The organism is Cognatiyoonia koreensis, assembly GCF_900109295.1.
In the GTDB taxonomy this organism is placed as follows: Bacteria; Pseudomonadota; Alphaproteobacteria; order Rhodobacterales; family Rhodobacteraceae; genus Cognatiyoonia; species Cognatiyoonia koreensis.
The window spans coordinates 606525-619443 of sequence record NZ_FOIZ01000002.1 but is presented as its reverse complement, the minus strand read 5'-3'; the positions used below and the strand labels follow the sequence as shown (position 1 = coordinate 619443).

General features: G+C 54.6%; 11 protein-coding genes. 5 read left to right on the top strand and 6 right to left on the bottom strand.

Features of this window, described 5'->3' with window-relative positions; genetic code table 11:
- Positions 1–8 precede the first annotated feature (8 nt).
- Together BMY44_RS14675 and infB are read left to right on the top strand one after the other, a co-directional pair.
- The gene (locus tag BMY44_RS14675) at positions 9–644 is read left to right on the top strand and encodes an RNA-binding protein (protein ID WP_089996407.1); all 636 of its coding nucleotides are present in this window, start codon (positions 9–11) and stop codon (positions 642–644) included.
- On the top strand, positions 641–3112 hold the full coding sequence (infB, locus tag BMY44_RS14670) for a translation initiation factor IF-2 (protein WP_089996404.1): 2472 nt from the start codon (positions 641–643) through the stop codon (positions 3110–3112). Before BMY44_RS14675 ends, infB begins: the two co-directional genes overlap by 4 nt.
- Before the next feature lie 68 nt (positions 3113–3180).
- On the opposite strand, the gene BMY44_RS14665 is transcribed toward infB, so the two are convergent.
- The 5 genes from BMY44_RS14665 to BMY44_RS14645 all read right to left on the bottom strand — a co-directional run bounded on the left by BMY44_RS14665 (position 3181) and on the right by BMY44_RS14645 (position 6637).
- Complete coding sequence (locus BMY44_RS14665; protein WP_131801619.1) at positions 3181–3528, bottom strand: DUF7282 domain-containing protein; 348 nt, start codon at positions 3526–3528, stop codon at positions 3181–3183.
- 156 nt (positions 3529–3684) lie between these two features.
- On the bottom strand, positions 3685–4134 hold the full coding sequence (locus BMY44_RS14660; RefSeq protein WP_089996399.1) for a GNAT family N-acetyltransferase: 450 nt from the start codon (positions 4132–4134) through the stop codon (positions 3685–3687).
- 48 nt (positions 4135–4182) lie between these two features.
- The gene (gene mutT / locus BMY44_RS14655; protein WP_089996396.1) at positions 4183–4581 is read right to left on the bottom strand and encodes an 8-oxo-dGTP diphosphatase MutT; all 399 of its coding nucleotides are present in this window, start codon (positions 4579–4581) and stop codon (positions 4183–4185) included.
- Positions 4578–5792, bottom strand: coding sequence for a bifunctional glutamate N-acetyltransferase/amino-acid acetyltransferase ArgJ (gene argJ, locus BMY44_RS14650; protein WP_089996393.1), 1215 nt, complete (start codon positions 5790–5792; stop codon positions 4578–4580). The genes mutT and argJ overlap by 4 nt, the downstream gene beginning before the upstream one ends.
- Entirely contained in the window at positions 5789–6637 is an 849-nt protein-coding gene (locus tag BMY44_RS14645) for a peptidylprolyl isomerase (protein ID WP_089996391.1), read from the bottom strand. The genes argJ and BMY44_RS14645 overlap by 4 nt, the downstream gene beginning before the upstream one ends.
- Positions 6638–6824: 187 nt before the next feature.
- On the opposite strand from BMY44_RS14645, the gene secA reads away from it, so the two are divergent.
- From secA to BMY44_RS14630, 3 genes are all read left to right on the top strand, one after another.
- Complete coding sequence (gene secA / locus BMY44_RS14640) at positions 6825–9539, top strand: preprotein translocase subunit SecA (RefSeq protein WP_089996389.1); 2715 nt, start codon at positions 6825–6827, stop codon at positions 9537–9539.
- A gap of 100 nt (positions 9540–9639) precedes the next feature.
- Positions 9640–10578: a hypothetical protein gene (locus BMY44_RS14635; RefSeq protein ID WP_131801618.1), complete on the top strand. Its 939-nt coding sequence runs from the start codon at positions 9640–9642 to the stop codon at positions 10576–10578.
- 101 nt (positions 10579–10679) lie between these two features.
- A complete protein-coding gene (locus tag BMY44_RS14630) occupies positions 10680–12149 on the top strand; it encodes a substrate-binding domain-containing protein (protein WP_242650574.1) in 1470 nt (489 codons plus the stop codon).
- Here the strand turns inward: BMY44_RS14630 and radC are convergent.
- Positions 12146–12886, bottom strand: a complete 741-nt coding sequence (radC, locus tag BMY44_RS14625; RefSeq protein WP_089996385.1) for a RadC family protein — start codon at positions 12884–12886, stop codon at positions 12146–12148. The two genes, BMY44_RS14630 and radC, sit on opposite strands and share 4 nt — an antisense overlap.
- Positions 12887–12919: the final 33 nt, after the last annotated feature.

The window sequence follows — 12919 nt, the reverse complement described above, 5'->3', positions numbered from 1 at the left end:
TTACGCGGATGACGCGGGGCGGCCAAAAGAAAACGCAGGACGACGTAACGGAGCGCAAGTGCATCGTTACCGGTGAGGTTCAGCCAAAAGCTGGTCTGATCCGGTTTGTCGTCGGCCCGGACATAGTGGTTTACCCAGATATTCTGGAGAAACTGCCGGGACGCGGCATGTACGTGACCGCTGATCGGGGTGCGTTGGAAAAGGCGGGCAAGGGTCAGTTTTCGCGCTCTGCGAAACAACCCGTGACGGTGCCTGAGGACTTGGTAAACGAAGTCGAAAGACAGTTGGCCCGCCGCACAGTTGATCTGATCGCTATGGCACGTAAGGCCGGACGAGCGGTCTGCGGATTCGAGAAAGTTAAGGGCTGGCTTGCTGGTGGTGAGCGTGTCCGCGTTTTGCTGCAAGCCTCTGACGGATCAGAGCGCGGCAAGGCGAAATTATGGACCCCGGAAGGGGCGCGATACTTCGGCTGTTTGACTTCGGCTGAATTGGGTTTGGCATTCGGACGAGGAAGTGTGATACATGGCGCTCTCTCGACTGGCGGACTCGGCAATCGTGTTGTAGAGGAAGCCACAAAGCTACGCGGCTTACGAGAGATTGACGGCGACGATTCGTCTGCCGGGAAGGATAAAGAAGCTAAATGAGCGATAACGACGGCAAAAAGACACTCGGTTTGGGCGGTTCGCGTCCAAGCAATGTGAAGCAGAGCTTTAGCCACGGGCGCACGAAGAATGTTGTGGTCGAAACCAAACGCAAGCGCGTTGTGGTTCCCAAGCCGGGTGCGGCCAAGCCTGCAGCTGGTGGCAAGGCTCCCGTCGGGGGTGACCCGTCCAAGCGGCCTGCTGGCATTTCCGATGCGGAACTTGAACGCCGCATGAAGGCGCTCGCTGCTGCGAAAGCGCGCGAAGCGGATGATGCTGCAAAGCGCCAAGCCGAAGAGAAAGCACGTGCAGAAGAGCGCGAGCAGCGGCGTGCCGATCAGGAAGCCAAGGAGCGCGAAGAAAAAGAGCGCGAGGAGGCCCTGAAAGCGAAAGAGGCCGAAGAAGAGCGCAAGCGTGTCGAGGCTGCCAAGCCGAAGCCGGCCGCGCCAAGCCCTGCCGATATCCCGGGCGAGGCAGTCGTTTCGCGCGGTGCACCTCGCAGCAAAGCGCCAGATCGCAATTCGCGCGATAACGATGGACCTTCCAAGTCTGGCAAGGGCCGTCAGGACGATGGTCGTCGTTCCGGCAAGCTAACATTGAACGACGCGCTGCGTGGCGGCGGTGGCCACCAAAAATCTATGGCCGCGATGAAGCGCAAGCAAGAGCGTGCACGCCAGAAAGCGATGGGTGGCAATGTCGAGCGCGAAAAGGTCGTGCGCGATGTGCAGCTGCCAGAAGCCATCACCGTCGGTGAATTGGCAAATCGTATGTCCGAAAAGGTCGCAGACGTCGTCAAGTCGCTCATGACCAACGGAATTATGGCGACGCAAACGCAAACGATTGACGCCGATACAGCCGAACTCATCATCGAAGAGTTTGGCCACAAAGTCGTCCGTGTGTCCGATGCGGACGTCGAGGACGTGATCGACGCCGTCGAAGATGACGCAACTGATCTGAAACCACGCGCACCGATCATCACGATCATGGGGCACGTCGACCACGGCAAAACGTCGCTGCTCGACGCTATCCGAAATGCGCGCGTTGTTGCCGGTGAAGCAGGTGGCATTACACAGCATATCGGTGCCTATCAGGTCACTACTGATAGCGGTCAGGTACTTTCGTTCTTGGACACACCAGGTCACGCTGCGTTTACGTCCATGCGTTCGCGTGGTGCACAAGTCACCGATATTGTCGTGCTTGTTGTTGCTGCCGACGACGCGGTGATGCCGCAGACCGTCGAAGCGATCAATCACGCCAAAGCGGCGAAAGTGCCAATGATCATCGCGATCAACAAGATCGACCGCGAGGCAGCTAACCCTGACAAAGTGCGGACCGATTTGTTGCAGCATGAAGTCATCGTAGAAAAGATGTCCGGTGATGTGCAGGACGTCGAGGTTTCGGCGATTACAGGTCAGGGCTTGCCGGAATTGCTTGAAGCGATCGCGTTGCAAGCAGAAATCCTTGAATTGAAAGCCAATCCCGACCGCGCTGCATCTGGTGCTGTAATCGAAGCCCAACTTGACGTGGGCCGCGGCCCCGTCGCTACGGTTCTTGTTCAGAACGGCACGCTGCGCCAAGGCGATATTTTTGTCGTGGGTGAACAGTGGGGTAAGGTCCGCGCTCTTGTCGATGACAAAGGTGACCGGGTACCGGAAGCTGGCCCATCGGTCCCTGTCGAAGTGCTTGGCTTGAACGGCACGCCGGAGGCAGGTGATGTTCTGAACGTCGTGGATACCGAAGCACAGGCGCGTGAAATCGCGAATTACCGTGCGCAGGCCGCAAAGGACAAGCGTGCTGCAGCAGGTGCTGCGACGACTCTTGAACAGTTGATGGCAAATGCAAAAGCTGACGAAAACGTCAGCGAGCTACCGATCCTTGTCAAAGCTGACGTGCAGGGTTCTGCGGAAGCAATTGTTCAGGCGATGGAAAAAATCGGCAACGATGAAGTTCGCGTTCGCGTTCTCCACTCTGGTGTAGGTGCAATCACGGAAACGGATATTGGCCTCGCTGAAGCTTCCGGAGCGCCTGTTTTCGGCTTTAACGTCCGGGCAAATGCGTCGGCACGCAACACCGCAAATCAGAAGGGTGTAGAAATTCGCTATTATTCTGTCATCTATGATCTTGTGGATGACGTCAAAGCGGCCGCGTCCGGACTTCTTTCTGCCGAGATCAAGGAAAACTTCATTGGTTACGCTACGATCAAGGAAGTCTTCAAGGTTACGGGCGTCGGCAAGGTCGCCGGATGTCTCGTCACCGAAGGTGTTGCCCGGCGTTCAGCCGGCGTGCGTCTGTTGCGTGACAATGTAGTTATTCACGAGGGTACATTGAAAACGCTGAAGCGTTTCAAGGACGAAGTGCCAGAAGTACAATCGGGCCAGGAATGCGGAATGGCGTTCGAGAACTACGATGATATCCGTCCCGACGATGTGATCGAAATCTTCGAGCGGGAAGAGGTTGAACGGAACCTCTGACCGCGGATCAGGACAAAGAAAAAGGGCGACCCGAAAGGGCCGCCCTTTTTTGTTAGTCGTCGTTGAAATTACTCGGTGACGTCAAGCTCAATCCAGTTTGCTGCCATCGATGGCTCTGACATCGGGCCTGCATAGATTACAGCTGCCAGTTCCTGCGCGATGTTGTTGTCCAGCGGGATAATCACATCGGTGTTCGCACCAGCATTGATGTCAGCTGAACCCAACACGTCGCCAAACTCGCCGCCTGTGTAATCATAGATCACGACAACGCCTGCTTCATCTGCACGGACGAGGTCCAGTGTGATTGCGGAGTCATCGTTGACGGTTGTCTGGAAGCCAAAACCGGCTGCTGTTGCGGCGGTTGCGCTCATGCCCAGTACGGCTGCGAAAGCTGCTGTTTTCATAAGATTTGTCATTTTATTTCCTTTCGGTCTCATTGCATCACGACGGCATGTTAGATTTCCGCCGCGGATATGCATGAAGAACCAGTCACTGCCAGACTTGTTCCGGACGAATCTGAAAAACTATAGCGATATCAAATTCTTGTGAGGATGGAACAAAATTGCGCTTGGCTATGAGCCAGGCGAAAGAGTCCAGTGCATTTTCAAGTCGGCCATCTGCTCTTCGTTCGCTTGCCCGTCAGTGAACTCAACTTCTTTAAACCCATGTGCCGAATAGAAGTCACGTGCGTTCTGGTTCTGTTGGAAGACCCAGAGGTACAATTCCTTGTTGCGCGCTTGGGCTGAAAGAAGAAGCAGTGCACCGACACCTTTCTTCCAGTACGCCGGGTCAACATAGAGATGGTGGAGCCAACCTTCGCCAGTTGCGCTGAAGCCCGTGATGACACCGTCGATTTCGTGAACTTCAACATCCTGATCTGGGATTACCAGATTTTCATAGAACCATAGATCTTCGGCAGGTGTGTGCAGAACAGGGAGCCACGGCATAGCAGTCTCACGCGAAATCTGATGAATCTCGGCGATACGTGCTGCATCCTGTTTCGTAGCTTTCCTGATACTCATATCGGGCAGTTCTGTGCCGCTTTTTGTTGTCGTGTCATGTGAACCAGACTAAAGCCAATCTCGCAGAATTGGAATAAGTGGCACGTCTGCTTGAGGCATCGGATAGGACTTTAAGTCATTTGCCTTGACCCATTTCAGGGTCTGGTTCTCTCGCGACTGCGGTGTGCCTTCCCATTTCCGACAGGCAAATAGCGGCATGAGCAAATGAAAATTATGGTAGCTGTGCGATGCAAACGTCAGCGGGGCAAGGCAAGACGCCCAGGTATCGATCCCCAGTTCTTCCTGCAGCTCTCGGATTAGTGCGACTTCCGGGGTTTCTCCGTCCTCGACCTTACCACCAGGGAACTCCCATAGACCGGCCATGGATTTGCCTTCGGGTCGCTGTGCCAAAAGGATTCGCCCATCAATATCGATGAGCGCAACTGCAGAAACTAGAACCGTTTTCACGACCGGTAATCTGCGTTGATGGTGATGTACTGGTGGGTCAGATCACAGGTCCAGATGGTACTTGACCCGCTGCCAAGTCCCAAATCGACGTTTATGTCGATGTTTTCCTGTTTCATGTATGCGGCACCAGCTTCTTCGGTGTAGCTTGGGGCGACCCATCCTTCTTCGGCCACAAGTGTTTCGCCAAAGTGAATTGTCAGTTTATCGCGATCAGCGGCCGCGCCGGATTTGCCTACCGCCATGACGACACGGCCCCAATTCGGATCTTCTCCGGCAATAGCTGTTTTTACAAGCGGTGAATTTGCAATGGCAAGACCGACAGTTTTTGCGTCAGCGTCAGTTGACGCGCCTGTGACCTTCACCGTGACGAACTTTGTCGCGCCTTCGCCGTCTTTGACGACCTGATGTGCCAAATCCAGCATGACGGAATGCAATGCATCGGTGAAATCGGCGTTATCTGTTACATCGACACCGGTCGCACCAGTCGCGGCAATCATGAGGGTATCAGAGGTGGATGTATCGCTGTCGACCGTGATGCAGTTAAATGTTCTGTCGGTGTGGGCAGTAACCAATGCCTGTAAATCAGACTGGCCGATCTGAGCGTCAGTAAAGATGTAGACAAGCATTGTCGCCATGTCTGGTGCGATCATGCCGCTACCTTTGGCAATCCCCGCGATCTTGACCGGCGCGCCGTCAATCATGATGGTTTCCCCTGCGGCCTTAGGAAAAGTGTCCGTGGTCATGATGGCTTTGGCTGCTATCCCGATGTTCGCCGCACCTTGATTTGCGTGAAGCTCTTCCAGCTTGGCGATGATTTTTTCGTGCGGCAAGCGCTGGCCAATCACACCGGTAGACGCGGTGAAAACGCGGGCAGGGTCAATCCCGCAAATTTCTGTCACCGCCTTGCAAAGCGCGTCAACAGAGTCGTCACCACGTTTTCCGGTAAAGGCGTTAGAATTGCCTGAATTCACAAGGATCGCGGCCGGGCCTTCACTGACGATGGCAAGCTTGGCCTGACAGTCACGAACGTTTGCAGACCGTGTGGCAGATCGTGTGAATACTCCGGCTACCGAAGTGCCGGGTGCCAATAACGCCAGCATGACATCTGTGCGATCTGCCTTCTTGATGCCCGCTGATGCTGCGGCGAATGTCACTCCTTCGATAGCCGGAAGGTCCGGGAATGTTGCAGGGGCAAGGGGTGATATGCTCATTCTGCGTCGGGCTCCAAAAGATCGAGATTCAGCAGCAATGCAGGATCGAATGCGCCTTCTTCCGGTAAGGTGATCTCGGTTTCAGCTCTTAGTTCTTCAAGAACTTCCTGAATCGCGGCTTCCTGGATTTCCGAGGAAAGTTGCTGACGAAGTGCGTCAAGCTCTGGCTGCTCTTCCAGTCGTGTTTCGTTCAGCGTCACAACATGCCAGCCAAATTGGGTCTGCACAGGGTCGGAAACTGCGCCCACCTCAAGCGCCATTACTGCGGCTTCAAATTCGGGCACCATGCTGCCTGCGCCAAACCAGCCAAGGTTTCCCCCATTTGGCCCTGTCGGTCCGGTCGAAACGTCGCGCGCCACGTCGGCAAACTCTTCACCACCATCTATCCGTGCTTTTGCGGCCAGTGCCTCTTCTTCGGTTTCCACAAGCAGGTGCGATGCGTTGTATTCAGTCGCAGGTTCTACACCGTCAAAGCGGGCGTCGTATGCTGCTTGAACAGCTGCATCTGTAACGGCCTCTGTTGTTATTGCATTGATCGTTTCGCCAGCCATCAGAGCGCGGCGTTCGTTGACCAGCGCATATTTCACGCGATCAGGCTCGTCGCCCACGCTGTCGGCCAGCAGCTGCTGCTGCACCAATTGATCCAGAATACCTTGAAAAATGATTTCTGCTGGAAACTGCTCGTACTGTGCGGGCAACTGGGCGCGCGTAATGATCATTTCGCCCAATGTGATCTCAGTGTCGCCAACAGTCGCGACCACGGTATTTGCGTCCTGCGCAATCGCTCCTGAACCGAATGTCAGAAAGCACGCTGCAGAGGCCCAAAGTGTGGTTTGTTTCAACATAAATCGTTCCCTTGATAGGTCGCGACAGGGCGCGACGTTGACACCGTATTACAGGCCCCTTACATGCGATGGATGTCCCATGAGGGGGCTGTCATTTGACCCTGTTTAGGCTGCAGTCCAGTGGCCTACAAGCAACCTCCTCTCAAATAGATGTTAGACAAGCGCGAATGCGCTGCGCGGAGAGAAAATGCTCGGTCTTGGTACGATAACGAAAAAGGTCTTTGGGACGTCAAACGACCGCAAGATAAAATCGGTGCGCGGAATCGTGGCTCAGATCAATGCGCTCGAGGAAGAGTTCGCAGCGCAGACGGACGAGCAGATCAAGGAAAAGACCGAGGCGCTAGCCAAACGCGTCATGGGTGGAGAAAGTTTGGACGCCGTTCTTCCAGAGGCTTTTGCCAACTGCCGCGAGGCTGCCAAACGCGCGCTGGGTCTGCGCGCATTCGATACGCAGTTGATTGGCGGGATATTTCTGCATCAGGGCAATATTTCAGAAATGAAGACGGGCGAGGGCAAAACCCTTGTCGCGACTTTCCCTGCATATTTGAATGCATTGACGGGGAAGGGCGTTCACATCGTCACGGTCAACGACTATCTTGCGCGTCGCGATGCGGATTGGATGAGCAAGGTCTATAGTGCGCTCGGTCTGACAACCGGCGTTGTGGTGCCCCAGCAACCCGACGATGAAAAGAAGGCAGCGTATAAGTGTGACGTCACCTACGCGACGAACAACGAACTGGGTTTCGACTATCTGCGCGACAACATGAAGTCCGAACTGGACCAGATGTATCAGCGCGCTCACCACTATGCCATCGTGGACGAGGTCGACTCGATCCTTATCGATGAAGCACGCACGCCACTTATTATCTCCGGGCCCGCGCAGGACCGTTCTGAGATGTATCGCCAGATCGACAAGGTCATTCCGGGGATCGAGGCACTGCACTTCGAACTTGACGAAAAGACCCGGCAAGCGTCCTTCACTGACGAAGGCAACGACTACCTTGAAACGCAACTGTCCGCGATGGGCTTGCTGCCTGAAGGCCAGACACTCTACGATCCTGAAAGCGCGACACTGGTGCACCATGTCAGCCAGGGTTTGCGGGCGCACAAGCTTTTCACAAAAGACAAAGACTACATCGTGCGCGACGGTGAGGTGGTTCTGATCGACGAGTTTACAGGACGCATGATGGTGGGTCGGCGCCTGTCAGATGGCTTGCATCAAGCCATCGAAGCCAAAGAAGGTGTCGATATCAAGCCAGAGAACGTGACTCTCGCGTCCGTGACTTTCCAAAACTATTTCCGACTTTATGAGAAATTGTCGGGGATGACGGGCACCGCTTTGACGGAAGCCGAAGAATTCCAGGAGATTTATGGCCTTGGGGTTGTAGAAATTCCAACAAACAAACCCATCGCACGGATCGACGAAAACGATCAGGTCTATCGTACGTCAAAGGAAAAGTTTGATGGTGTGCTTGAACAGATCAAGAAAGCGAATGCCAAGGGTCAGCCAACGCTGGTCGGAACAACCTCGATCGAAAAGTCCGACTATCTGTCAAAGCTTCTGACCGAAGCGGAGATCACCCACAACGTTCTGAACGCGCGCGAACACGAAAAAGAAGCTCAGATCATTGCAGATGCGGGCAAACTGGGTGCTGTCACGATTGCTACGAACATGGCCGGTCGTGGCACAGACATCAAGCTGGGCGGTAATGTCGAAATCGAAATTCAAGCAGCCATTGCCGCAGAACCGGACACCGACCCGGATATTATCCGCACCCGCATCGAAGCTGCACACGCAGATGACGAACAAAAGGTCAAAGATGCCGGAGGGCTTTATGTTCTAGCGACTGAGCGTCACGAAAGCCGCCGGATCGACAACCAGTTGCGCGGCCGTTCCGGACGGCAAGGTGACCCTGGGCGGTCTTCGTTCTTCCTGTCACTTGATGACGACCTGATGCGAATTTTCGGGTCCGAACGGCTCGACAAGGTCCTGTCCACACTGGGTATGAAAGAAGGCGAAGCCATCATTCATCCGTGGGTGAACAAATCGCTGGAACGTGCGCAGGCCAAGGTCGAGGGTCGGAACTTCGATATCCGCAAGCAACTGCTGAAATTCGATGACGTGATGAACGAGCAGCGGAAGGTAATTTTTTCGCAACGTCTGGAAATCATGGAAGCCAAAGACGTGTCCGAAATCACCACCGATATGCGCAATCAGGTGATCGAAGATATCGTGACTCAATACATGCCGGCGAACTCTTATGCCGACCAGTGGGACACTGAAGGGCTTTATGCTGCCGTAATTCAGAATCTGGGCATTGATGTTCCCGTCATGAAATGGGCCGAGGAAGAAGGTGTCGATGATGACACGATCATCGAACGCCTTGAAGAAGCCGCGCAAAAGCACATGGACGAGAAGACCGCGGCCTTTGGCGAAGACACAATGCGCAGCGTTGAAAAGCAGATATTGCTACAAACGATTGATGCGAAATGGCGCGAGCATTTGCTAACGCTTGAACACCTGCGTTCAGTTGTTGGTTTCCGGGGCTACGCACAGCGTGATCCGCTGAACGAGTATAAGACCGAAGGCTTTCAGCTTTTTGAAAAACTCCTTGATACACTGCGTACCGATGTGACGCAGAAGCTGGGTCAAATTCGCCCCATGAGCAAGGAAGAGCAGGAACAACTTGTCGCACAGATGCGCGCGCAGCAAGAAGCCGCCATCAAAGCGCAGTCGGATGCGAAAGCACGTGCAACCGAAGATGCAACGGGTCAAGGCTCGACAGCGCGCGAAGGGTTTGTTGAGGGCGACCCCAAGACCTGGGGTTCGCCCGGTCGCAACGATGCATGCCCTTGTGGGTCCGGCAAGAAATTCAAGCATTGCCACGGCAAGATCGCCTAAGTCCTGCCACATTAACGTCCTGTTAATACCTTGAGTCGGTCGCGCTGTTGCCACGGCAAAAGCGCATCTTTGCCAAGAACTCACTTGGGAAGGAGTGGCTATGCAACGGACTCGTGCCAGACGGTACGCCACGATCGTGGCGACTTTTGGTGTTGCTCTGGGGATCGGTTTCGTGATGCAGAACGGCGATGCGGTTGCATCGCGGCTGGGCGTTGATGCGCCAAAGCCAGAAATGGCGCTCCAAGAATTTGACACTTACATACCCGTGCGTGCAACGGGCTTGCCGCATTCGATTACCGACGAAGGTTCGGTTTTTCCTGACATGATGGCACCACTCTCAGAAGACGGTGCAGACGCAGGCTGCGAAATCACGTTTGAAGCGGCACCAAGTGTAGCCGCAATGGTCAACCTCGTTCTCGAGGCACCTTGCCATTCAGAGTCCCTCGTACTTATCCAACATCAGGGCCTAAAATTTCAGACATACACGGATGCGACTGGCCATCTTGACGTCGCGGTGCCAGCGCTATCCAAGGAGGCTTTCTTTCTTGCCACGTTAGAACAGGGGACAGGCGTCGTCGCGATTACAGGAGTCCCGGACCTTTCCAAGTATGATCGTGCAGTACTGCAGTGGAGTGGAACAACGGAATTCCAACTTCATGCACTCGAATTCGGATCAGACGTCGGTGGCGAAGGACACGTCTGGGCAGCAGCAAGTCGCTCACCAGAAGTCACAATCGACGGCGTTGGCGGATTTCTGACCCAACTTGGTACACTCCAGGATGCAGCGCCAATGCGCGTTCAGGTTTACACCTTTCCATCCGGTATGAGCTTACATGACGGCGATGTCGCCCTGAGCGTCAAAGCGGAGATCACGGCAGACAATTGTGGCCGCAACGTTGCGGCACAAAGTATCCAACTCAGCCCTGATCACCCACCCGCAGCGCGTAACATCTCGATGCGGGTTCCGGGCTGCGACAATGTTGGTGAATTTCTTCAGTTGAAAAACCTGTTCGAGGACCTGACACTCGCCGCAAGATGATTTGGCGATTCCAGCGCTACCACATTCAGAAATTCAAACGTGCAGTGCTTTGCGCCGCCCTTTTTCTGTGGCCCACTCTATCGGCCGCGGCAGAAATTACCGTGACCTCGGCTAACGGGAATCTGACCCTGACGGGTCGTTTCATAGGGTATGACGGCACCTATTTGCAGATGGAAAGTCCTTACGGTCCATTGACGGTTCGCTATGGCGACATGACCTGTACCGGTGATGATTGTCCTGATCCCGACAGCTTTGTTCCGACAATCCGGTTGTCCGGTGCATCACGTATGGCAGAAATCTTGCTGCCGGGCCTGATCGAAGGGTTCGGACGTAGTATGGGATATCGTGTCGCGTTCGCGCAGATCGATTCAACACACGCGACTCTGTCTCTTTTTCAAGACGACGATCATGTGGCGGATTTTACAATTCGCAGCAGCACGACCGATGAAGGATTTGCCGACCTTATTGCGCATGAAGCTGATCTTGTCATGTCTGTCCGTGAAGTCCGCGAAAGCGAGGTCGCCGTTGCTGATGGTCTCGGGATCGGGCGACTTGATGATGGACGACAGAGTCGCATTGTGGCGCTGGACGGGCTTGTCCCGATCGTCGCGCCAGGACGTAATGTTCCCGGTATTTCATTGCGTGATCTGTCTCGTGTCTACACAGGTGGAATTCGCGATTGGACCGAAGTCGGCGGCGCACCGGGCAGGATCACAGTGAATCTGATGGATCCATCATCGGGTCTGGCACAGGGCTTTCTCGACTCGGTGGTTGCAAGGATGAACCGGCCCCTGACTGAAGATGTACGCTATCACGCAACGCTAGCTGATCTTGTCGCTGCCGTCGCCGAAGATCCGAATGCGCTGGGAATTGTGCCTTGGGGAAAAGCTGTTTTCGCCCAGCAACTCGCCTTGACGGATCAATGCGGTTTCTCTTTGTTGCCGCGCGCCGAAACGTTAAAGGCAGAGGATTACCCGTTAACCATGCCGCTTTTCCTATATTTGCCGCAGCGCCGACAGGCTCCGATCTTGCGCGAGTTTTTGACGTGGCTGCGCACGCCAGAGTCGCAACTCGTTGTGCGGCGGAGTGGGTTTGTCGATCCCGGTCCTGTTCCAATACCGCTTGCAGATCAGGGACAAAGGTTTGCGACGGCCATCACGCTTGCAGGAGACGAGATTCCGCTTGAGGAATTGCAGCGTATGGTCGCGATCATGAAGCCGCGCACGCGTTTGTCCACTACGTTCCGCTTCGAAGCAGGTTCCTCGCGATTGGACGCACAATCCCGGTCTGGCTTGCTTGATCTAGCCCAGTCTCTGCGAAAGGGTCGTTACGAGGGGCGATCCATCATGCTGATCGGTTTCAGCGACGGGCGGGGTGATGCAAATGCCAATAGATTACTGTCCGAAGAGAGAGCGGAGTCTGTAAAACGTGCACTGGTGACCCTGATCGGAGATGTGCGTGACACTGTAACGATTGATACAGAAGCCTTTGGCGAGGCTTTGCCCATGGGCTGCGATGATACGTCCTGGGGACGCGAGCTGAACCGTCGAGTCGAGCTTTGGGTTGATTAAAGCAATCCTTCCGCCCGAAAACTCAACTCAGCGCTTTTGCCAATGATCAGATGATCGTGCACGGTAATGTTTAAAGCCTGCGCCGCGTTGGCGATCAGATTTGTCATTTCGATGTCGGATTGTGACGGGGTCGGATCGCCCGACGGATGGTTGTGCACGAGCAGGATACTTGCCGCGTTCAGTTCAAGGGCACGTTTAACAACTTCTCGTGGATAGACTGGCACATGATCGACGGTCCCTTGCGCCTGTTCCTCGTCTGCAATCAGTACGTTCTTAGTGTCCAGAAACAGGACACGGAACTGTTCCGTATCCCGGTGCGCCATGACCGTATGGCAGTAATCAATCAGCGACTGCCAAGACGAAATGACATGCCGTTTCATCACTTTTGAACGGGCAAGACGGTGAGCCGCAGCCTCTACGATTTTCAATTCCAGTGCCACTGCATCACCAACGCCGTTCACTTTGCGCAATGCGCTGGGCGCAGCAGCAAGAACACGATTAAAGTCACCAAATTGGTCTATCAACGCGCGTGCCAGTGGTTTCACGTCCTGCCGGGGGATCGCACGAAACAGAACAAGTTCAAGTAGTTCGTAATCGGGTACAGCGGAAGCCCCGCCATTCAAGAACCGTTCGCGAAGTCGTTTGCGATGATCCTTGATGTAGGAAGGCGCCTTACCCACGGGTATTGGGGTTTCGTCGTGTTCAAAAAGAGAGGGAGCTTCGGCGAAATGGGGCATTTCCCCACATTGCCGAAGATCAGTTACCGGATG

Bases quoted from the DNA above. Each gene is read 5' to 3' on its own strand.
- secA (WP_089996389.1), top strand. From the start codon at position 6,825: ATGCTCGGTCTTGGTACGATAACGAAAAAGGTCTTTGGGACGTCAAAC.
- radC (WP_089996385.1), bottom strand. From the start codon at position 12,886: ATGCCCCATTTCGCCGAAGCTCCCTCTCTTTTTGAACACGACGAAACC.
- infB (WP_089996404.1), top strand. From the start codon at position 641: ATGAGCGATAACGACGGCAAAAAGACACTCGGTTTGGGCGGTTCGCGT.
- BMY44_RS14675 (WP_089996407.1), top strand. From the start codon at position 9: ATGACGCGGGGCGGCCAAAAGAAAACGCAGGACGACGTAACGGAGCGC.
- argJ (WP_089996393.1), bottom strand. From the start codon at position 5,792: ATGAGCATATCACCCCTTGCCCCTGCAACATTCCCGGACCTTCCGGCT.
- BMY44_RS14645 (WP_089996391.1), bottom strand. From the start codon at position 6,637: ATGTTGAAACAAACCACACTTTGGGCCTCTGCAGCGTGCTTTCTGACA.
- BMY44_RS14635 (WP_131801618.1), top strand. From the start codon at position 9,640: ATGCAACGGACTCGTGCCAGACGGTACGCCACGATCGTGGCGACTTTT.
- BMY44_RS14660 (WP_089996399.1), bottom strand. From the start codon at position 4,134: ATGAGTATCAGGAAAGCTACGAAACAGGATGCAGCACGTATCGCCGAG.
- BMY44_RS14665 (WP_131801619.1), bottom strand. From the start codon at position 3,528: ATGACAAATCTTATGAAAACAGCAGCTTTCGCAGCCGTACTGGGCATG.